Genomic DNA, 21,997 nt, shown 5'->3' on the forward strand with positions numbered 1-21,997 from the left:
CACAATACAGTCACCATCTTCTTCAAGTTGCTTAAAAGCCTTTTTTAAAAATGTCCTTTACAAAGGGTACACTTTAATTATGAGATGCTTGTTTTTTTATAAAAAAAACCGCATTCATATATAGGGAACCAGTTTTAAATGATGAAGAAGAAATTTTGTAATCTCTATAAATCAAAACATCTGCATTATTTATATGACCAAGTTTACTCGTAGCAAATTCAGTAGCTGCATTCACACTCTTAACGTTTTGACCTAGAACGAGAATTACGAAAACACAAACTAACATTAGTATGATATTCAGTTTTTTCATTGTCCATTATAGGTTTTAACCTATCATCCTCCGCCTCTCACAATTAAAAAAATTAATAGAAAAATGAATCTATTAACCTCATAATAGTTTGAGCGTTGAGATGTGTAAATATATTTTTGATAATTACCAATACTTTATAATAAAAAATTGATATATTATCCAAAAAACACATTTCGGTCCAATAAAAAAAGCCCACCGAAATGGGGGGCTTTTACATCTTACATAAATTCTTTTACTAATTCATTGAATTGATCTTCACTTAAGTTCATATCAAGGTCAGCTAGCGGTTGTTCAGCATATCCAGGTACTTTCTCTTGATAAGATTTTGTTTCTGTATCTTGATAGATGATCCCTGTTACTAACCCTTCTTTTTCCATTACGGTTTGCATTGCCAACTCACGATTAGAAGAATCATAATCTTCAATGTCAGCTAATTTTGTTAAATGCTCTTTAAACCATTCATAAGTGTTTACTTTATTATAAGTAACACATGGGCTAAAGACATTAATGAAAGAGAAACCTTTATGTTGAATACCAGCTTCAATAAGAGCTGTTAACTCTTTAATGTCTGTAGAAAATCCTTGGGCGACAAAAGTTGCACCTGCAGATAATGCTACTTCTAAGGGTTTTAATGATGGCTCGATAGCTCCACCTGGTGTTGATTTCGTAATGAAACCTTGTGCTGAACGAGGTGACGTTTGACCTTTCGTTAAACCGTAGATTTGGTTATCCATTACAACATAAGTAATATCCATGTTACGACGAATTGCGTGTACTGTATGAGCCATACCAATCGCAAATCCGTCTCCGTCACCACCAGAGGCAATGACATTTAAGTTACGGTTAGCCATTTTTAAACCTTGAGCAATTGGTAATGCACGACCATGAATACCGTGGAATCCGTAAGAATTGATGTAACCAGCGATACGACCAGAACAGCCAATACCAGCTACTACAGCTAATTCATGTGGTTCGATGCCAACATTCGCTGCTGCACGTTGAATTGCTGCTTGTACTGAGAAGTCACCGCAGCCTGGGCACCAGTTTGGTTTCACAGAGTTACGAAAATCTTTAAAAGTTGCCATTAGTCAAGCAGCTCCTTTACTTTATTTTCAAGCTCACGAGGTAAGAACGGTGTACCGTCATATTTCGTAATGCTATATGTTTTATCGTGACCGCCAATATTCATTTTTAAAATATTTGCTAATTGGGAAGTTTTATTGTTCTCCACTACAATCACTTTTTTCGCATTGGCTACTAATGGAGCCATTTCTTTCGTTGGGAATGGGAATAGTAAACGAATATGGGCATGGTTTACTTTTACTCCTTCTTCCGTTAAACGCTCTTGAACTTCTTCAATCGCACCGCGCGTTGAGTTAAATCCTACTAATAATACATCCGCTTCTTCATGAGGTGCATTCACATGGACTGGCTTATCAAAAGTTAACTTTTCTAGTTTGCGGAAACGCTTGTCCATTTGTGTTCCACGGTTTCCTGGTGCTTCATTTGGTTTACCAGTTTCATCGTGTTCTACCCCTGTAACATGGTGAATACCATTTGGTGTTCCTGGGAAGACACGAGGAGAAATACCATCTTCTGTATTTTCATAACGTTTGAAGTAATCTTTGTTATCATTTGCTTCAATTTCATCTTCTACAATTTTACCGCGGCGAATTTCGATTTTACTGTAATCAAACGGATCTGTCGTTTGTTTCCCTAACGATAGTTGTAAATCCGTCATAATAATAACAGGAATTTGTAATTCTTCTGCGATATTAAATGCTTGGATTGTATCAAAGAATGCTTCTTCTAAAGTAGACGGTGCGATAACCACTTTTGGTATTTCACCATGTGTACCATAGAACATGGCCATTAAGTCCGATTGTTCTTGTTTAGTTGGAAGACCTGTCGATGGACCACCTCTTTGCGTATCGACAATGACTAATGGTTGTTCTGTCATACCAGATAAGCCGATTGATTCCATCATTAACGATAAACCAGGACCAGCTGATGCTGTGAAGGAACGAACACCACCGTAGTTCGCACCAATCGCCATTGTCGCTGCTGCGATTTCGTCTTCAGTTTGAATGACCGCGCCGCCTAATTTTGGAAGCTTTTTAATTAGATATTCCATGATTTCGGAAGCTGGTGTAATCGGATAAGCTGCCATGAAACGGGCACCTGCTGCAATAGCACCTAAAGCGACTGCATCATTCCCAATCATGTACATACGACGTTTTCCATCAGCGGGAGCTAGTTCCCACTCACCGACACGGTCACCTAAAAGTTCCGTCATAACGTCATAGCCTTTCTGAATCGCTTCCATATTCTTTTTAACGACTTCTTCCCCTTTACGTCCGAATATTTCATCGACAACGCTTTGGAATACTTCTTTATTTAAGTTTAAAAGGGCTGAAGTAGCACCAATCGCCACCATGTTTTTCATTAATGAAGTACCTAGTTCTGTCGCGATTTCAGTAAATGGTACGATAAATAACGGCGCTTTTGAATCTTCCGGTTTTGTCGGGTTAAATTTAGCATCAGCTAAAATAATACTTTTTTCCGTTAATTCTTTATAGTTCACTTCGATTGTTTCTTGATCAAAAGCAACTAATATATCTAAATCGTCTGCAATAGAACGAACTTCTGTTGGACGAACGGTAATTTTATTATTCGTATGGCCACCTTTAATACGTGAAGAGAAATGACGATAACCGTAAAGGTGATATCCTAAACGGTTCATGGCCATTGAGAAAATTTCACCTGTACTCTCAATACCTTCACCTTGCTGCCCACCGACTTTCCAAGAAAGCTGATGTAACATGTTAACAACTCCTTAAAAAACTGTTTTTATATATTTTTTTCCTTCATTAGTTTAACACGAAAAAAATGCATAAACTATCCGAAAAACACCAAAATCATGAAATTCAGACCTTTGACTGAAAGTTAACAGACAAGGATTTGCAGTATGTTTATCTTTCCTTTAGATTACTTCAAGGAAAGGAAGCCATACTATATTACAGTAATTTTTTATTACCATTAAAAGACGGAAATGTTAAGAAGTAAGTTGCGACCATAGAACACATGAAAAAAGCCCTTAATGATCAGCACATGCCAATCATTAAGGGCTTTAAAAATGTGATGTCTCTACGTTATCGCGTTCTCCCATTAGTTAATACTAATATATCATTTATTAGTATGACATTTTTACTAATGAATAATTTTTTTCATTAAATCCACTCAAAATTCAGTTATTTATATAAAATAATTATAATTTGTAATTTATGTATTGTAATTACATATAAGTAAATAGTATTATATCAAAAGAACAATTTCATAATTTACCAATTAATTAGTGAAAATTGAATACGAAAATTAATTTTCCCACTATTTTTTGGTTCATTTTTATTAGAAAAGGAGAAAAGTTATATGAAAAAATGCTTATCGTGTAACAATGTCCAGGAAACTGGAAACTTCTGTGGAAAATGTGGAGGTAATCAATTTGAAATAATTCAGAATGATGATAATGCTTCTAATGTTTCTACGAACTCAGAATTGTATAAAGCTAATAAAGAAAGTGCAGTAACATCAGTAAACAATGACCAAAATTACCATTCAAAAAATCCTAGCCAACCTAACATTCAAGTTGAAAAGGTAAAAGAGAAGTCTAGAGCTTATTTTAGTCATTTTGTTAGTTATTTGAAAAAACCATCATTAATTTTCTCAAACGGACAGCAAGAGTTTGTAAATAGCATGATTACTATAGTTACATTCTCGCTTATATTATCGCTTTCAATTTATTTACTCATAAATAATATTACAAAATCCATTTTTGGTGATTATAGGAGTATGTTTGATACTTCCATTGTGAGTCCACCCTTCTTTTCTATTTTCTTCAGTGCATTTATTTTTTGTTTAATTTCGATTGCAATCGTTATTCTATCTTTATTTATCATATTAAAAATATTTGGACCAGAAAAATCAGTGAAGGAGATAGTAAGTTATCTAGGTGTTCATAGTATTCCAGCAGCAATTTTAGTAATCATTGGCTTACTTCTAGTACTTATTAAATCTTTAGTTGCAGGTTATATCTTTTTAGCACTATCTTTTACTTTAATTATTTTAATAATCCCGCTTTATATTATTTCACGTTTAATAGTTAGCAAAGTAAAATCTATTGATTCTTATTATGGCTATTTATTGTATATCGTATTCTTTTCAATTTTATATGCAATTGTCATCGCAATAATTGGAGATGCAACAATCGGACAATTTATTGATCAACTAGATATGTATTAATTACAAACAGTTATTGGAGGAGATAAAGTGTCTACTATGAAAAGATTTTGCCAGGAGTGCGGACATGAATCATCTATAGATGATCTTATTTGTATAAATTGCGGTAAAAAACTTCCAGAGTTTCAAAATAAAGAATCTTTAAATAAAGTTACAAAAAAAAATTGGACAAAAAAGAAAAAGATTACTTTTAGCATTATTGGTATCTTAATTCTATTAATTGTATGCTCTTCTATATTTACATCAAGTTATTTTTCTGAACAATCTACAATGGAAAGATTTAATGAAGCGTTATCTAATAAAGATTCAAAAAAACTTGCTAATATACTCGTTCATGAAGATGGTTCATCTATTAATCTACAGGAAGCAGAAGCCTTTATTGATTTAGAAAAAGAATTTGGAAAAGAATACATAGAGGATTTCATTTCAATTCAACCTTCAGAAAAATTTTTAGGCCTATTTCAAACATTTAAAGTATATGCTATCAATCAATATGCTTATTTCAATGGTTCCTCTGAAGGTATTGAATTCAAATTTAATAATCAATCAGCAAAAGAAGAAAAATTTGAGGATAATATTATATTCGGCCCCCTTGTACCAGGTAACTACACAGTAAGTCTAAATCTAAATAATGATTTTGGAAATGCCACTTTAGAACAAGAATTAAGTTTAAATAGTAAATCTTATGATCAAATTGAGATTGAAGTACCAATCTCTGAGGCGACTATCTATATTGATAATTTTAATGAAGAAATGATGTCTGATATTTACGTCCTTATCAACAATCAAAAGGTTCCATTAACAGATGGAGAATCTGAAACTTTTGGACCTATTTTCTTAAACGGTTCCACAACTGCAACTTTAGTCGCTCAATATCCTTGGGGCGAAGTTAGATCAGAAGAATATAAACTAGAAGATAGTTCTGTTGCTTTAAATGCTCCAATCCTTTCTGAAGAAGAATATACTAAAATATCTACTATGTTATTAGATTTCGGTGAACAATTTGCACACGCAAAAGCATCAAAAGATCTCTCAAAATTTAATCAAGTAACAAACAATTTTAAAGAGGAATTTGAATATGATGCTCTATCATATTTAAGTGAAGATTCCTTTTACACAGGACAATTAGATAAATTAGAACTTGATCGTAATTCAATCTATTTAACTAATGACAATAATGTTAGTATCGATTCGACATATTATTATACAGAAGCTCTTTATTTTAGTGATGAGAAGCCTGAGACTGAAAGCGTAGATTATGATTTAACATTAAGTCTTTTATATAATAAAGAAACAAAAAATTGGTTAGTGGATTCTTATGATTACTTATTTTGGAGTAATTCTGAACCAACAGATACTTTCGAAGGCTCAAAAACTCTTTATTCTCCTAACAAAAATGATTAGTTAAATCCGAATAAAAGGATGAAACTATGAAAATGAACTTCATTTAATGATATTTCAAGTATTAAAATTCTTTATCTTAAATGAAAAAAGCCCTTAATGATCAGCACATGCCAATCATTAAGGGCTTTAAAAATGTGATGTCTTAATGTTATCGCGTTCTTTTTTCTACGACTAATTTTAAAGCTGTACGATCTTCACCAGCAATTGTAATATCCGCAAAAGCTGGTGCACAAATTAAGTCCGTGCCACTTGGTGCGACAAAACCGCGTGCAATTGCGACTGCCTTTACTGCCTGATTTAATGCACCTGCACCTACAGCTTGCATTTCCGCATATCCTTGCTCACGAATAACGGCAACGAGCGCACCTGCGACAGAATTTGGATTAGAGCGAGATGATACTTTTAATGAATCCACATTTATTCCTCCCCATGTAGCTTTAGTAAATGTTGAATGAAGCATTCGATTTAGTGGGCATTCATTCAAAGGACTTTAACTTAGTGTCCGTAAGACATTTTATGATGCTAAAGACCAAATTAGAATCGAATGAAAACCAAATTGGCACTGAAAACCATTTATTTTTTCATAAATAAGTTGCTACAAGGTGAGGTCGAATAAAAATAATATATTTTAATAAAGAAGAACGCCATGAAGCCACAAATAGGAAGGGATGTCAAAGGGTCTGAAATTTTAAAAAAGAAAAAACCCGCCAAAAAATTAAGGCGGGATAAGGTGTAAAATATATCCTAAATTTTATCCTTGGAATGGATAGTCTTCATTAATATAAATACGTTCGCAATGAAGGGCTTTACCCGTTTTATCATCGATTTCAACGTAAAAACCACTTAACACTTCTCGTCCATCTTTCGGCACTTCGAATCTTGATGGAAGGTTCGTTTTAAATTTGTAAATAACGCTTTCTTTTTTCATACCTAAAATTTCATCGTACGGACCTGTCATACCTACATCCGTAATGTATGCTGTACCACCTGGATAAATTCGACTGTCCGCCGTTTGTACGTGGGTATGTGTACCAACAACTGCTGAAACTCTTCCATCTAAATGCCAACCTAAGGCAATTTTTTCACTCGTCACTTCTGCATGGAAATCAACAAAAACGAGTGGAGATGTTTTGTGTGCTTCAGCAACTAATTCATCTGCCATCGCAAATGGATCCGCGTGGGGTGGTAAAAATACACGACCATGCAAATTAATGACTGTTAACGTAACACCCTTTTTCGTAATTTGCACCATCCCTTTACCAGGAGCTTCCTCTGAAAAGTTTGCTGGGCGAATTAAGTATTCCGCATCATCAATAAACTCGTAAATATCTTTATTATCCCACGTGTGATTCCCCATCGTAATAACATCGACACCGACTTGTAATAACTGTTGATAAATTTTTTGAGTTATACCTCGTCCAGCTGCAGCGTTTTCACCATTGGCAATCACCACATCAGGTGTATATTTCTTTTTTAATCGTGGCAAGTACTTTTCAACTGCTTCTCGACCAATTGATCCCACGATATCTCCAATAAAAATTACTTTCATGAATCGTATCACTCTCTCTAACAATTTCAAACATGTCTTATCATTTTAACACTTTCATGATGGATAAGGCAAAATACAAAAAAATTGTTTTTCACTTTGAATGAGCCAGACTTCCTTTTTCATTTTGATTGTAATTTGAAATTGATGAGATTTAAATCATGAAAAGGTACTTTTGTATATAACAGATGCAGAGCCTTCTCTCTTCTATATCTGACTGCTGCTTCCTTAAGCCCCACTTCAATCCTTAACCCATTATTAAATCTAAGTAAGCTATAAGATCCACATTCTTCAATTTTAAAACTTAAGTCAAAAACCCATGTTTTGTCTAAAGCATTATAAGTTGGTAATTCCATCCCTACAATACCTAGACGTTCCGAAATGAGTATCGGTGGTGTTTTCGTAATCCCTAAAAGCTTACGAGAAGCCATTTGTCTACCTTCTAAGCTCGCACCGAAATTCAAACAGTACTGTCGGATTACATCATCCGTTGTACCTCTTGACTTGAGACCACCTAAATTTGTGTAAATGATTGACGAATGTTCTCCATCAAAATGAGGAGTAACTGCGATGCTAGAATGAGATGATACTAAAAAGCTAATCTCCTTTTCTAAACTCATAGAAATCTCCCCCTTAATAGAAATAATTCAACAAACATTTTCAAATTAATACCAAAAATTAGTACCTATGGATTAATATAAAAAATAATATAAATATTGTCAATATTCGGAAATAAAATCGTTTTCAAATAGTTTAGCGCCTATTTTTACGCATCACCAATTGGCAATAAAATGAAAAACTACTTATTTTTCGAATACTCTATTGGTATTTCCTAAATTTTCTTAGGAAATTTTCGAAATAGCTTTCAAACTTCCTCATAATAGCCCTTTCGATTCATTTCAAAAGTTCGATTACGATAGTAATACCTAGGAATAATCGACTTTCGCGCGCGAGTCAAAGGAAGGATTGGAATGGAACAATTTAATACGATTTGCGAGCTTTATGAACCGATGATTACGAAAGTATTAAGAAAAGCAAAGGTGTATAAAGACCATGAGCATTACCGTCAATGTGCTAGAATCGCCCTTTGGAATGCATGGAAAAGCTATGATCCAACACGAGGTGATTTTGCTCCTTATGCGTATTGGACTATGCTAACATCCATTTATAAAGAAATCGAAAAGGATAATCAATATAAAGAGCGTAACATCGCCTATGACAAAGATAAATTAGTCAACCTTTCCCACTATGTTCAAGTCAAAGAAGAGACGATTAATGAATTTGAAGCACTTAAGGATGTATTATCATGCCTTGCTGAAGCGGATTATAAATTAATGAAAGCTCTGTACATTTTTGGTGCAACCTATGATGAAATCGCCGCTACGAATCACATGTCAGCTAGTTCCCTTAGGAAAAGACGGCAAAGAATTGTTGAGAAAATTCGAGAAATGTTAGAATCTAACGAATAAATAAAAATCACTGGAGGCTATCGCTTCCAGTGATTTTTTAATTATTGTGTGTATCGTCTGAATAATAGAGACCTATTATACTTGTTTTCTTTTAACAACTTTATGAAGTGATATTTCCGAAATTCACAAAATTAGACGCATTCCCTAAATAAGCCCATTTGATTCCATTTCGATCAACAAAAGGATTAGTTTCTGTATTTGCACTTGTGATCCCAATTGGTTCTGTTCCTGCCTTACATGTACCAGAAGAGAGTGCCTTCACAACAATTCCATTTGATAATTTTACTTGTAATTGTGACCACACTGTGAGACCCGCTCTCCAAGTTTCCTGATAAGCGAATCCATCTACTAAATTGATTCCCCCTACATGGGTTGTCGGATTTGCGTATAAAAATATTACCCCTCGCTTATAGAATCCTGCAGTTGGTTTTACTGTTCCAACAATTGTTAATAAATCAGAGTTTTTATTCAATACATTTGATTTATTCGGACTATAAACATTACCATTTTGATCTACATTATTCTTCATGATTATTTGAGAACCCGTCGAAAAATTACCATTAAATAATGTACAATTTATAAACTTACATCGCTCAAAAAGAATGTTTGTTAATTTTACATTGTTATATACACTAAGAAAAGAGTTGGAAAAGTTCTTATTATTTGTATTATCAAAGATGCAATCAATAAACTGTATTGTATCACTAGGCGACTCAGAGAATGCAACCATACATGCCTTTGTATCAGCAATAAATTTACACTTGTTAAATGTTATTTTGTTACAATCGATTATATTTGTGATTCCGTCTACAAACTCACAATTTATAAACTCAACTTCATCCGCATGACTTAAATAATTTCCATACGTACTTCTTCTAAAAATTGAATTAAATACAGTAATTTTACGTGCCCTTTGGTTATTTCTTTCTGTTAAATAAATACCGTTTCCACAATTCTCTACATAAATATTATTGATATAAATATTTTGTGAGCCATCGAAAGCCATCGCGTGACCCGATGTTTTATTTAACATTTTACAATGCTCGATTGTAATATTTTTAGCGTTGGGCAGGAAAATCGGTTCGGATACGGAATGACCATCAAAGGTACATCGTGTAATCATGACCCCATCTGTCTTCGTACCGTTTTGACCATTAATTCCACCATCTAGATTATTAAAATTACAATTATCAAACGTAATATTTTTCGAATCTTTCAACATACAACCAACATGGTTATTATTTACAAAGTTAACGTCTCGCACTGTAATATTTTCAGATTTGTCGATTCTTAAATTAACGACTCCACCATAAATATCCCCTTCAACCTTTTCGATGTTTCCGTCTAACGTTAAATTCGTTAACAATGAATTTTTACTACTATTGAATTCAACCGTTGCTGCATAGGTTACTTGCTTTGTTCCATTAATTAAAACGGTTTCTTCCCTACTTTCCCCCATAAAAGTGAGACTTTTATAAACCATGAGAGGACTATTAAATAAATACGTTCCTTTAGGGGTTAAAATAAAGTTTACTGAATCCGTTAACATATTTCGAAAGGCTACAGAATCATCAACAATACCATTTCCTTTGGCATTATATTCTTGCGGCGTATAATAAACTTTCTCAGCTTTTATTTGTAATTCTTCTTGTATTTTATTATGTTCATTGTCTAGTCGCTCTTTTAAACTATTATAAGTTGTATGTTGATTGGATGAATCAGTACTAACTCGAGATTCTATTACTTCCTTAATGATATCTTCTGATAGAGATATATTTTTTACATCGCTCGTTACTTCAAGTTTTTCTTGAATACTTAAAGGTCCATCATTTAATGTGATTTCAAATTGAGTTTTGTCATTCGAAACTTTAGAAGGGCGATTTAATTTATCTAAAACGGAATAATTAAATTTTATCGTCGAAACTCGCCTCTCATGACTATAGAACAGTACCAGCGCATCAATATTTCCGCTTGTAGCCGTTTCGGAAGCCTTTAACTTAAAAGTTACTTCATTAGAATCAGTAACTTTTCCAGTCGTTAATGCAAGCACTTGGTCAGAGTGAACAAGAGATAATGATACGTTTGCAATGTTTGTTAAATCAACTGGTTTACCACTTCTGAAAAGTTTAAAAGTAAATGTTGCTTCTTGATTTTTCTTAACTATAATTCTCGAACTACTCTTCATATGGTTTAAATCTACTTCAAATATAAAATTGTTTTTTATCTCCAACTTATTACCCTCCTTCACTTTAAAATTTATTCCAAATCACCAATTATTTCGGTAGCCCATTTACAAAAATATTTATCATTCCACGAAACCATATAAACACAATTGTAAATGTCCACAATCAAATAATAGTGGTAACCTATATTTATGATTAAAAATAACTAAAAGATAGTTACTTTTACTATTCCAAAAAAATAATTTGATTGTTTTCTTCTACGATTTTGTGCTCAATGATTCATTCTTCTATACGTTTTCGTCAGACTTTCCTCATAAACTATTAGGAAGAGACCTACTATTGATTTCTATTTGCAATCTAAATTAAAAAGGTATTTACTAAGCTGTATTGACTTAGTAAATACCTTATAAGAAACTTTAATGAGAGCCTTAACTGAATAAATAAATTTTTTTTCGCCAATGAAGTCTTACTAAAATTTTCCCAAAGATTGAATCTGTTTCAAAACCATGATACGCTTCTACTCCCTTGAATCCGAAATCTTCTTTAAATTTATTAATTTCTTCAATGTCTGTAATTCCACCATAATCATAAATTTTATATCCCCTTTTTTTAAATAACATCATATTCTCCCAAAGAAGATAACGATTTGCAAAACGAATCTGTTGTTTTAAATCCGGTCTGTTTCGAATCCAAGCAGCTGTACAAGTATAAAAATTTAAAACCATCTCTTTATCTTTTATATAAATCCGATAGCACAATGCTTCCCCATTCGTATTTTGTAATTTTGTAAAAACGACCACCCCTTGATCGCGAAGGCGTTTTAAACGATTCAATCGATATCGATTAATATTACGTGTTTGTTTTATTTTCACAAATTGATTATAAAACTTTTGAAATTCATTTAACTCTTCGTCTGTTGGATGATCTTTAACGACTACTTCATAAGGTTCCTTTTTTGCTCTGCGTAACATATAACGATTCATCTTCGTCATACTTTCCAAAATTTCGCTTTCATCCCTCTCTAAACAAAGCTGATAAGTGATTTCTTTAAAAAAATTTTCCGCTGGAACTTTTGAGTAATGATGAATGATTAGTTTCTTTTTTGTCAATTTTGGTTTAAATTCATCTTCTAAAAAATTATCAATTAAATCTATAAACAGGAACCTTCGTTGAATACTAATCATCTTTTCATTCACCTTTTTCCTTTTTAATTTGATAAATTGTTTATTTTCCCCTTTAGACTTTTACACCTTTAAATAAAAACGCTTCTAAAATTAACTTAAACAATGGCCTTGTTTGTTTAAAAATGAGCAGTGCGATAAAAGTAGATATTACCTCTGCAAGAAGTGTTGCGATTGCAGCACCGATTGCCCCATAATGAGGAATTAACAGTAAATTAAGTGTAATATTTGTGACAGCACCAATACTTACAAAAGTTACTTGATGTTTACCTAAATGTTCGATAGAAAGCCAAATCGCCCTCGTTGTCCCAATTAAAGAAAAAATTCTTGACCAAATTAAAATGATTAAAACACTGATTGATTCGATAAATTGCTCTCCATAGATTAATAAAATGATTGGTTTAGATAATAATGTTATACAAATGGATGCCCCAATCCCTATCCAAATGATTGAACAATAGAGTTGTTTATATTTTTTTAAGTAGGAAGCTTCATTTTCACTTTTGGAAGACATAATGACGGGTCTTGCAGACTCAATTAACGCATTAGGAATAAAAACCCATAAATTTGATATTGTCATAGCTGCTGCATAAATACCAACCGTAGTACCACCCATCATTTGTCCGAGCATAATTTTGTCAATTTGGGTATAAACAACAATTAATAATCCTGCAATAAAAAAATAAAACCCATGGGATAGTAATTCTTTTGCTTGAAGAAACGAGAATCGAAGTTTAGGTCCTTTGTATTTAAAGTAAAACCATAAAATAAACGCACTGATTACAATACTTTCTAAAACGGTTGCAAAAGCAAAATAATAAACGGATTTTTCAAAGAAAATCAAAGCTAAACGCCATAAAGAGACAATCGAAAATGCAACTGATTTTGCTATGACGATATACTTCGATTGCAAATTAGATTGAAACCAATAGTCAATCGTATCAAAGACGACTAATAACAATGAAATCGACTGAATCAAAGTGATCATTTGTATAACAAAGCTATCCTGAATAACATACTTTACTATGAGGAATATTAGAAAAATTGATAGCGCAGAAGAAATTAATCGTAAACAGATAGTTGTCCCAATAACCTTTCCTGTCTCTTCTCTTTTTTTAATAATTTCGTTTACAATAATACTATCGATTCCTAGATTACTAATCGTCGTAAAAATAATGATATACGCCAAACTATAATTGATTAAACCAAAATCTTGGGCACCTAGATATCGAGCCATTAGAGAAGTGACAATTAAAGAAAGACCCATCCTAAAAATTTGTTCAAATATTAACCAACCGGTGTTTTTCATAAATTTCGTTGTAATTATATTTTTCAATAATAGTATTTGTTCTATATTTAACATTCCTTTTATGAAATTTTAATTATGATTTTTATTAAAAAGATGCATTTTAACGAGGCTTGGATAAGTTATTTCACTTGTACACCATATCGCGGCCTCGATAGTTTAAAAGGGCTCTTATTCCTCAAATCTGTCAAATCTAATAGTCTTCCCATTTGATAATCGGCGTCATTTATAAAGTCGATATCAAGACAAGCTGCTGGTGTAAAAGTAAGTTCTCCAAAGTAAATTTCATTGTTACAATAATATAAATCCACTCTTACATAAGTAAACGAACTACTTAAAACTTTTGCAATTTCTAACATTTCATCTAATTTCTCAGGTTTATCGATCTTTTCCTCAAAATGCATACTCGCTTCATTGTACGGTAATATTGTCCAATCATGATTAAACATAATATCCTTTGAAGCTAATGTAACCTCTATAATGTGCGGCTCACCATGGAAACAATGAATTTTAAAATCTAATGGCGTACTTTTATTTGTTTTTTCTTCTAAATATTTCTCCACTATAATTCTTGGTTGTATTTTCGAATAATGGGGCTCCCCATTTACGAGTGAATAATCGGTTTTCATCCACTTTTTTAATTGCATAATCGTTTTTTTCTTATCTAAGCGATCTACATTCGAACAAATGATATTAAAACCACATCCATGGGTACATTTCATCGCAAAACTACGTGGTAATTGATTAAAGTCAATATCTTCCACACGATCGTATACATGATAGATTTCATTCAAAATCTTTGAATATCCTAATTTCGCAACATATTCTCTTACTGCATATTTATCTGTGCATAGTGTTTTTAATGCGTCATCTTCATTTAATTTTAACCACATTAATTTCTCATTAAAGGAAGTTGGATTTTTTAAATCTAACCTTTTTCTAAATGTTTTAAAATATATGATTTTACTAGAAATTACAGGAGCTGTCTTTTTCAATAATGCAAAAGCTTTTCCTATAGTCCTTTCAATAAAGTTCATATTAATCCCCCACATTATTTAATACTTAAAAAATGGTACTTTTACTAATTTCATAAATATTTATATGTAAATATGAAAACACTACTACTTATCGATTCGCGACTTTCCAATTATTATTTTTATGAAAAAAGGAATTACTTTATAACAAATGAAAGAATAGACCGCTTTATTCGTTTTCTGAAACTATAAAGGCAAAAGCTTCATTCTTCTGTTTTTAAATTTTGTTGATGAATTTTTCGAGAGCGCTACATGGTGACATAAGTGGATTTATCTGAGAGGTAGTTTCTATGAAGAGATTGATAGGAGATTAAAACCATTCCACTTAAGAAGATAGTTTCATTTCTTTATGAAAATATTTTTTTATATTTCATTAAACGATAATATAAATTGATTTGATTTTTCTTTAGAAGGAAGATTTTAAATTTTGTCGCATGACTAATGTTTTCCGTTTTAACCGAAACACTTTGAAGTACCATTGCAATTTTTGGTGTGTGGATATAGTGATGAATTTCCCTTTTTTTCTCTTCATTGCTTAAAGGACATTTTTCAAGAAACAAATTATTAATGCCGATTGTCAAAGTTAATAACCAATCATTTATTAGTAATTGTTTATATTTTTTTTCATAATTCCAACTTTTAATTAACTGTTCTAATTTCAATGTTTCTTCATATCTTAAACCAAATCGGTCCGCGCGATATTTGTTTACAGCTGAATTCGTTCTTCCAATCAAGTAATGATAATAGATTTTTTCGTTAATATAGACTTTATCTATATTTTTATATACTTGATAATTAAAGACAGTATCTTGTCCCACTCTCTCATTTCCAAATCGGTAATGATATTTTTCCAAAAAGTCCCTTTTATATAATTTATTCCATAATGTATACATTACCCCATTGCTAAAAAGTAGTTCAAAGTGTTCTCTAAATGCATGTTGATCATGTAAATAAATTGATTGATTTGTTCTTGGAATCATTGTCATACCATTCTCATTACAGACTTTATCGTAATAGCCAAATACAACCATATTCACTCCATACTTTTCAGCTATTTGAAAATTCTCTTCCAGCAAAGAAGGTTCCATATAGTCATCCGCATCACAAAAATAAATATATTTCCCACTGGCTAATTCAAGTCCTTTATTCCGTGCTGAACCAGATCCTTGATTTTCTTGATGAATGACTTTAATGCGTTCGTCCTTTTTAGCATATTCATCACAAATCGATTTGCAATTATCCTGTGATCCATCGTTAATGAGTATTACTTCAAAGTTTTGAAACGTTTGTGATAATATTCCACTTAAACATTTATCCAAATATTTTTCTACATTATAGATTGGTACAATGATGCTTACATCAGCCATCTTTTACTCCTTCCCTCATACTTAACTGTCCCTTCATTTTATAAATCCAATATAAAATCGAAGGATATTTTTTTAAGATGAATAATATGAGTCTAAATTTTAACGATAAATTCATATTCCGATTTATTCTATTAATTTCATGTAATATGTCGGATACATGTTGTGGATTAAAAATTCCATTCTTAAACTCTCTTATTAAAATAAAATAAATATATTCGATAATGAGCCTTTTTTTTGTTTCATCAACAAAATCAGCTACATGAATATCTAATTCAGCTATCTTTTTTGCTGCAATTAGTTTGGTCTTTTCATTTGCATCGTTTCTTAATGAAGTAGCACTTTCTTTTCTCGATACATAAAAGTAACAAGTTTTGTTGGAAATTGATACTTGATTTGTGTTCATTAAGTACTGGCAGCAAAACAACAGATCTTCCCATATTTTAATTTCCGAATCAAATTTCAAATGATATTTTTTTATTATTTCGGTTTTAAACAGTTTATTCCATAAATAACCTTTATAACGATCGGATTTAAAGATATTTACTAGTGCCTCTTCGGAAGAAATGATTTCGATGAACGGATGTTCTTTAAAAGCATTTGGTAAATTGCTTTCTTCACCTGTTACAACTTTATAACCAATTATAGATAAATCGATATTTTGCTGATCATATTGTCTTAAAAGGCTATCTAAATAATCTATTGTTACCCAATCGTCCGAATCAACAAATGCAATATAGTCCCCTTTTGCTATTTCCAAACCCTTATTTCGTGCATAACTAGCACCACGATTTACTGAATGTATAACGATTATTCTATTATCTTCTAAAGCCAATTCATCACATAGTTGACTACTACCGTCTGTGGAACCATCATCAATTAAAATCATTTCAAATGAATGAACTGTTTGAAGAAGTAGACTATGAACACATTTTGTTAAAAACTCCTTCGTATTATAAACAGGGATAATAATACTTATTAATGGTTTTTCCATTTCTCACACCTTCTAATGTATCTGAACAGCTGATACATTTTATTTTCTAACATATCTTCGTTTATACAGTAAACCGAGTATGATTAATCCAATTGCATTGTTATATTTCATCAAATGCGTATAAATGCGCAATTTTAAATTTAATTGATGTATAGGATACTGTTGCAAAATGCTTGCTACCATTTCATTTTGAAGCATCTTTTTAATGTTTTGTTTTCTCTGCCAAAAATCCTCATTTTTATTCGCATAAATTTCACTCAGAATGCAATTTCTAACTCGTCCAATAAAAGAACGTTTTAATCTTAAATCGATATCTTTTATATTCATCTCAGAAACTTTACTTAGCAATGATTGGTATAAAAAACATTCCTTTTGAAAACGCTCTGGTCGATACCTTTTTGTAAGTGAATTTCGATTAAATCGATATATATAAGCAGGTTTACAAATGGTTGAGATTATATTAAGGTGCGGTAACAGTTCTAGATGGAACATCATATCTTCAGAAATATATTCCCGTTCAGATTTAAATTTCACTCCACACTGATCCAACACTTCTTTTCTGTAAAGATTGCGCCATACACAACTATTTAATTCGATATCATTGTCGGATTCCGGTAAAACACCAATCATTGGTGCTAATACTTCATTTTGAATTTCACTTTTCCCTTGAATAACTTTTTTATGAGTAAAGATTTTCTGTTCAGTCATTTCTCGATCAAAATTTAGTGTCCCGTCTTCTAGTAAACGCATATAGCCAATCATGACCATATCCGCGTTATTCTCACGTGCATTTTCATACATTATTTCAAACATATTCGGTAATACGTAATCATCTCCATCTACAAAGGCGACATATTCCCCTTTTGCTTTCGATAAACCTGCATTCCTCGCACTCGATAGTCCACCGTTTGGTTTATTGATTACTTGTACATGTGGGTATAAGTTGGAAAATCTTTGTGCGATATCATATGTCCCATCACTTGATCCATCATTAACAAGTATAATTTCAATGTCCTTTAAAGTCTGATTTACTAGAGATTTGACGCATTCTTCCACAAATTCTTCAATGTTGTACATACTTACAATCACACTAATTTTAACGTCCATCTTTTCACCTGCTAATTGATAACTTATTATCAAACTTCTTTGTGATTTCTTCCTCTTCATTATTTACCCATATATAAGGTATTGCTAAAATGAGAAATGCTAAGTAACCACTGCTTTCTAGACGAAAGGATTGATTATAAAAAACCATTAGTATGGCTAAAATTGAAAAAATTCTAGCAGTAACTATATAAATATATTCATAATGATTGACCCATTTTACTTTTCTCTTCTGAAAAGAGTGTAAAAATATAACGATGAAAAATCCTAGATAAATGAGCAATCCTATTATCCCAGTCTCTAAAAAAAGAATAGCCTGTTGAAAATAAGTATATTTTAATGTTTCACCATATAATGAATAGGTAGGACTATTGAGTAGGTCTATATTGGATGTATCTGCATTTCCTAATCCAATCCCCACTAATCCCCCTGCCCAATTGTCTTGAAAGAATAATGTTGATAACATTGGTATGGCTGAAAGTCTATTTAAGGAATTCGTTCCCGCATAGCTTGTCTCGGCCGTATAATTAAGGATAGAATTCCAATTCGTTAAATAAGCACTACTGTCAGGGTTATATGCTTTCCAAATATTTAAAACTACGATTAATGTAAGTACCCCTAAAATCATTGTTACAATTTTTTTAAATGATACTTTACTAGTAAAAATTAAGATGATTAATATAATGAGAAATTCAAAATAAATAATTTTCATTTCTGCCAAAATGGCAATATAAAAACACATTGATACGTATAAACTTAATTTTATAAAGGACAGTTTTTTTTCAGTAAATGCTGCTAAAGTAAACACTAAAATAATGCTTAAATAAACATTCATCGCCACATTACTTCCTTGAATAGGACCAAACATCCCCCCTATAAAATCCCCTAAATACAATGAGACATATCCTCCACTATTCCGCAACGTGAAATATTGATAGGTGCAAATTAAACAATTAATCGGTAACAATCGAACTAATACGTGCAAAATTTTCTTAATGTCTTTTTTCTTTAATATCGCTAAGCAACATAAGAAAAATAAAAAAAATCGAAACGTATTCCGTAATCCCCAAATATATAATGTTGGTGAATAAATATTGATCACATAACCAATTACAGTAAATATCAACATCACATAAATCCATTTATAAATGAAACTGTTTTTACGAAAGCCAGCTCTTAATTCACCTAAACATAGTAGTGCTATTAGGAAAGTGATTATGTCGGTTACATAATTAAGTGAATGAGGAAACCCAAATTGACCAATAAAAAATTTGATAAATAAGTTATAGTAAATTTGGAAAAAAATCAGTTTTTTTGTAAAGAACCTTTGAACATTCAGTTGGGCATTCGACTGATTAAGTAACACCATAAAAACTCTCCTCTATAATCGAATCAATGGATAATACTACAAGCAATTTTATGGATCTACTAATTATTCAAAATGAAAGCTACGTCAGAAAATTATAGTTACTGTAATTGTGTATTATAAATTTCTTTCACTTTATGAATATGCGTTTCTAACGAGTATTGACGCTTAACAAATTGAAAACTCTCTGTTCCTAAGTTCTTTAAATGTTGTTCGTTTTTAAGTAATGTAATAAGCTTTTCAGCAAAACCATTTACATCCCCCGGATTGCAAGTATAACCATTCCGCCCGTCCACAACTAATTTTGGTATACCTCCAACATTCGTAGCTACTATCGGTAACCCATACCCCATGGCATCTAGTATAGCCATTGGCATTCCTTCGTTATAGGATGGTAAAAAAAACACATCACTTTCACGAAGTAGTTTGTCTTTTTCTTCATCTCGTACCCATCCCGGGAATATAACGTTCTTTTCCAATCCTTTTTCTTTTAATAGTTTTTTTAGTTGTTTAATTTCCCCTGATCCAGCCAGGATAAATTTAACTTCTGGAAAGTTTTTCACAACTTTCCCAACGACAGTTGGAATATCATAACATCCTTTTCTCTGACATATTTGTCCTAAAAAAAGTATTTGATTATTAGATTTTCGGTTCATTTTTTCCATCGCCGCATTTTCATTCATGAGACTATAATTTTCAACAACTTGTATTTTTTCAAGAGGAACAATTAAACTAAGATTTTTCTTCCATTCATCCGATAATGCGATGAACAGCGAACATTTATTATAAATTTTTTTGATTAATTTCTTCTTTCGATCATTTGCCTTCAAATAAAAAGTTTCGAAATCTGCACCATGACAATGATTTATAATTGATTTCTTTGCCCAACTTGCCATTAATATAAAAGGTATTTTCCGATAAAAACTAGGTCCAAATGATGAATGGATATGCACTAATTCTGGTTTATCAATGATTAGTACCTTTAAAAAGTGAATATATCCAATAATAGCTTTAATCAATTTTGAAAATTTATTACCATCTTTGTACGACTCGACATATTTCATTTCAAAGTCTTTTTCTAATTCAGATCCAAAGTACCCATTCAGCACTGCAGCAATGCCACCTTTAACCTTTCGATCCTGAACAACCATACAAATTTTACGTTGTTTTTCCATTCCTTCACCTTCATTAGCAACAACGGTTATTTTTTATTAACGACATAATGATAATATTCATTCATCTGTAGCGTCCGTTTGTTTGATACAAAATGGTTCATGGCATGTTGTCTTGCAGCTTTCCCCATCTTCAATCTAAGTTCTTTATCCTCTACTAATCGACAAATTCCATTTGCTATGTCGGCAATCATTTTTTCTAAACGATCAGGTTTTATTTTTATTGCACTTTCCTCTGTTGTATTTATTTTAGGACCCCCAGTATCAATACATATAACCGGCAGCCCTCTACTCATTCCTTCCATGACTACATAACATCCCGAATCTCTTAAACTACAATTCAGTAATATATCAAATTCATCATAAAATTCTTTCATCTTGTGATAATCCACTTTCGAAATGAATTTTATTTTATGTGAATATTTATCGCTTAAACTCATTAAATATTCTTTAAAAGAAGGACTACCATCATCCGTATCACCTAAAATGGTAATCTCTACATTACATCCGTTTTCTAATGCTTTTATGGATGACCAAATGGCGATCTCAAAGCCTTTCCAATAAATCATTCTTCCAGCAATTAGTATTTTACAAATGCTAGCACTTTTCTCTTTCGGTTTTGGATAAAAAAAATGTTCATCCAAAACGATGGATTGAAAAATATTCACTTTATCGTGATATTTTTTTGGAATGAACATTTTCGTCTCTTCAGTAGTTGCTAAGATAAGCGTTGCCCTTTCCATCGTTTTTGTAAAATTCGGTGTTGACTGAAAAAAAAGTTGAGTGAATTTACGAATCTTTTCAATGAAAGTATTTTTTATGGACATAGGGAATTCAATAATTGACGGGATATTTTCACCACCTGAAACAGGTCCATACAAAAATGGTAATCCTAGTTGATGCATATAAGTAGGTAAAACACATGTAACATAAGTGATGTGATGAACTAAATCAAAATGAATATCCTTTATTAACTTTTCAGCTACTTTTAATGCAGCTTTTTGCCAGAGGATGTAGTATATCCGTTCACCTCGATACCCTTTGTGCCAAAAGCTCTTATACTTTGGAAGATCGACATAAATAAATTTTGTATTTAATAGGGAATTCGGATTTCTTTCCTTATATGTTTCAATGTCTTTTTCATAAACTTTACTCGTTAGAACCCATAATTGATGATGCTTGTCTAATTCACACACCCAATTCCAACCAACTGCACGTTCGGATCCATCATAAGGGCTACATGCATATACAGAAGCTAAAACATTCAT

The 21,997-nt window shown here is 31.9% G+C and carries 18 protein-coding genes; 3 read left to right on the top strand and 15 right to left on the bottom strand.

The window, feature by feature from the left end; genetic code table 11:
* Positions 1-528: 528 nt before the first annotated feature.
* Both H9636_RS03170 and H9636_RS03175 read right to left on the bottom strand, forming a co-directional pair.
* The gene (locus H9636_RS03170; RefSeq protein ID WP_122970453.1) at positions 529-1,395 is read right to left on the bottom strand and encodes a 2-oxoacid:ferredoxin oxidoreductase subunit beta; all 867 of its coding nucleotides are present in this window, start codon (positions 1,393-1,395) and stop codon (positions 529-531) included.
* Positions 1,395-3,134 (bottom strand): 2-oxoacid:acceptor oxidoreductase subunit alpha, encoded by a 1,740-nt coding sequence (locus H9636_RS03175; protein WP_191706200.1) that lies wholly within the window; start codon positions 3,132-3,134, stop codon positions 1,395-1,397. The genes H9636_RS03170 and H9636_RS03175 overlap by 1 nt, the downstream gene beginning before the upstream one ends.
* A 605-nt stretch (positions 3,135-3,739) precedes the next feature.
* Here H9636_RS03175 and H9636_RS03180 point away from each other — a divergent pair.
* Positions 3,740-4,609 (top strand): hypothetical protein, encoded by an 870-nt coding sequence (locus H9636_RS03180; RefSeq protein ID WP_191706201.1) that lies wholly within the window; start codon positions 3,740-3,742, stop codon positions 4,607-4,609.
* Positions 4,610-4,645: 36 nt separating this feature from the next.
* The gene (locus tag H9636_RS03185) at positions 4,646-6,010 is read left to right on the top strand and encodes a TcaA 3rd/4th domain-containing protein (protein ID WP_404817735.1); all 1,365 of its coding nucleotides are present in this window, start codon (positions 4,646-4,648) and stop codon (positions 6,008-6,010) included.
* Between the two features lie 148 nt (positions 6,011-6,158).
* Here the strand turns inward: H9636_RS03185 and H9636_RS03190 are convergent, their stop codons facing one another.
* The 3 genes from H9636_RS03190 to H9636_RS03200 all read right to left on the bottom strand — a co-directional run bounded on the left by H9636_RS03190 (position 6,159) and on the right by H9636_RS03200 (position 8,176).
* A complete protein-coding gene (locus H9636_RS03190) occupies positions 6,159-6,425 on the bottom strand; it encodes a stage V sporulation protein S (RefSeq protein WP_036174445.1) in 267 nt (88 codons plus the stop codon).
* 336 nt (positions 6,426-6,761) lie between these two features.
* Positions 6,762-7,559 (bottom strand): TIGR00282 family metallophosphoesterase, encoded by a 798-nt coding sequence (locus tag H9636_RS03195; RefSeq protein ID WP_191706203.1) that lies wholly within the window; start codon positions 7,557-7,559, stop codon positions 6,762-6,764.
* A 119-nt stretch (positions 7,560-7,678) separates the two neighbouring features.
* Positions 7,679-8,176, bottom strand: a complete 498-nt coding sequence (locus H9636_RS03200) for a competence protein ComK (protein ID WP_191706204.1) — start codon at positions 8,174-8,176, stop codon at positions 7,679-7,681.
* Between the two features lie 351 nt (positions 8,177-8,527).
* On the opposite strand from H9636_RS03200, the gene H9636_RS03205 reads away from it, so the two are divergent.
* The gene (locus H9636_RS03205) at positions 8,528-9,025 is read left to right on the top strand and encodes a sigma-70 family RNA polymerase sigma factor (RefSeq protein ID WP_191706205.1); all 498 of its coding nucleotides are present in this window, start codon (positions 8,528-8,530) and stop codon (positions 9,023-9,025) included.
* 100 nt (positions 9,026-9,125) lie between these two features.
* On the opposite strand, the gene H9636_RS03210 is transcribed toward H9636_RS03205, so the two are convergent.
* From H9636_RS03210 to H9636_RS03255, 10 genes are all read right to left on the bottom strand, one after another.
* Positions 9,126-11,255, bottom strand: a complete 2,130-nt coding sequence (locus tag H9636_RS03210; RefSeq protein ID WP_191706206.1) for a glycosyl hydrolase family 28-related protein — start codon at positions 11,253-11,255, stop codon at positions 9,126-9,128.
* 381 nt (positions 11,256-11,636) lie between these two features.
* Entirely contained in the window at positions 11,637-12,392 is a 756-nt protein-coding gene (locus H9636_RS03215) for a hypothetical protein (protein WP_191706207.1), read from the bottom strand.
* A 52-nt stretch (positions 12,393-12,444) separates the two neighbouring features.
* Positions 12,445-13,752, bottom strand: coding sequence for a flippase (locus H9636_RS03220; protein ID WP_225230052.1), 1,308 nt, complete (start codon positions 13,750-13,752; stop codon positions 12,445-12,447).
* Positions 13,753-13,817: 65 nt separating this feature from the next.
* Positions 13,818-14,732, bottom strand: a complete 915-nt coding sequence (locus H9636_RS03225) for an ATP-grasp fold amidoligase family protein (protein ID WP_191706209.1) — start codon at positions 14,730-14,732, stop codon at positions 13,818-13,820.
* Between the two features lie 344 nt (positions 14,733-15,076).
* Positions 15,077-16,096 carry a glycosyltransferase family 2 protein gene (locus H9636_RS03230; protein WP_191706210.1) on the bottom strand — a complete coding sequence of 340 codons (1,020 nt, stop codon included), beginning with the start codon at positions 16,094-16,096 and terminating at the stop codon, positions 15,077-15,079.
* On the bottom strand, positions 16,089-17,087 hold the full coding sequence (locus tag H9636_RS03235; RefSeq protein ID WP_191706211.1) for a glycosyltransferase family 2 protein: 999 nt from the start codon (positions 17,085-17,087) through the stop codon (positions 16,089-16,091). Before H9636_RS03235 ends, H9636_RS03230 begins: the two co-directional genes overlap by 8 nt.
* A gap of 39 nt (positions 17,088-17,126) precedes the next feature.
* Positions 17,127-18,194: a glycosyltransferase family 2 protein gene (locus tag H9636_RS03240; RefSeq protein ID WP_191706212.1), complete on the bottom strand. Its 1,068-nt coding sequence runs from the start codon at positions 18,192-18,194 to the stop codon at positions 17,127-17,129.
* A 4-nt stretch (positions 18,195-18,198) separates the two neighbouring features.
* Entirely contained in the window at positions 18,199-19,086 is an 888-nt protein-coding gene (locus H9636_RS03245; protein ID WP_191706213.1) for a hypothetical protein, read from the bottom strand.
* A 572-nt stretch (positions 19,087-19,658) separates the two neighbouring features.
* Positions 19,659-20,732: a glycosyltransferase family 4 protein gene (locus tag H9636_RS03250; RefSeq protein WP_225230053.1), complete on the bottom strand. Its 1,074-nt coding sequence runs from the start codon at positions 20,730-20,732 to the stop codon at positions 19,659-19,661.
* A 26-nt stretch (positions 20,733-20,758) separates the two neighbouring features.
* Entirely contained in the window at positions 20,759-21,997 is a 1,239-nt protein-coding gene (locus H9636_RS03255) for a glycosyltransferase family 4 protein (protein ID WP_191706214.1), read from the bottom strand.

Source organism: Ureibacillus galli, assembly GCF_014836845.1.
GTDB classification, from domain to species: Bacteria; Bacillota; Bacilli; order Bacillales_A; family Planococcaceae; genus Ureibacillus; species Ureibacillus galli.

Bases quoted from the DNA above. Each gene is read 5' to 3' on its own strand.
- H9636_RS03250 (WP_225230053.1), bottom strand. From the start codon at position 20,732: ATGGAAAAACAACGTAAAATTTGTATGGTTGTTCAGGATCGAAAGGTT.
- H9636_RS03255 (WP_191706214.1), bottom strand. From the start codon at position 21,997: ATGAATGTTTTAGCTTCTGTATATGCATGTAGCCCTTATGATGGATCC.
- H9636_RS03225 (WP_191706209.1), bottom strand. From the start codon at position 14,732: ATGAACTTTATTGAAAGGACTATAGGAAAAGCTTTTGCATTATTGAAA.
- H9636_RS03220 (WP_225230052.1), bottom strand. From the start codon at position 13,752: ATGTTAAATATAGAACAAATACTATTATTGAAAAATATAATTACAACG.
- H9636_RS03200 (WP_191706204.1), bottom strand. From the start codon at position 8,176: ATGAGTTTAGAAAAGGAGATTAGCTTTTTAGTATCATCTCATTCTAGC.
- H9636_RS03215 (WP_191706207.1), bottom strand. From the start codon at position 12,392: ATGATTAGTATTCAACGAAGGTTCCTGTTTATAGATTTAATTGATAAT.
- H9636_RS03170 (WP_122970453.1), bottom strand. From the start codon at position 1,395: ATGGCAACTTTTAAAGATTTTCGTAACTCTGTGAAACCAAACTGGTGC.
- H9636_RS03230 (WP_191706210.1), bottom strand. From the start codon at position 16,096: ATGGCTGATGTAAGCATCATTGTACCAATCTATAATGTAGAAAAATAT.
- H9636_RS03185 (WP_404817735.1), top strand. From the start codon at position 4,646: ATGAAAAGATTTTGCCAGGAGTGCGGACATGAATCATCTATAGATGAT.
- H9636_RS03235 (WP_191706211.1), bottom strand. From the start codon at position 17,087: ATGGAAAAACCATTAATAAGTATTATTATCCCTGTTTATAATACGAAG.
- H9636_RS03180 (WP_191706201.1), top strand. From the start codon at position 3,740: ATGAAAAAATGCTTATCGTGTAACAATGTCCAGGAAACTGGAAACTTC.
- H9636_RS03195 (WP_191706203.1), bottom strand. From the start codon at position 7,559: ATGAAAGTAATTTTTATTGGAGATATCGTGGGATCAATTGGTCGAGAA.
- H9636_RS03240 (WP_191706212.1), bottom strand. From the start codon at position 18,194: ATGGACGTTAAAATTAGTGTGATTGTAAGTATGTACAACATTGAAGAA.
- H9636_RS03205 (WP_191706205.1), top strand. From the start codon at position 8,528: ATGGAACAATTTAATACGATTTGCGAGCTTTATGAACCGATGATTACG.
- H9636_RS03175 (WP_191706200.1), bottom strand. From the start codon at position 3,134: ATGTTACATCAGCTTTCTTGGAAAGTCGGTGGGCAGCAAGGTGAAGGT.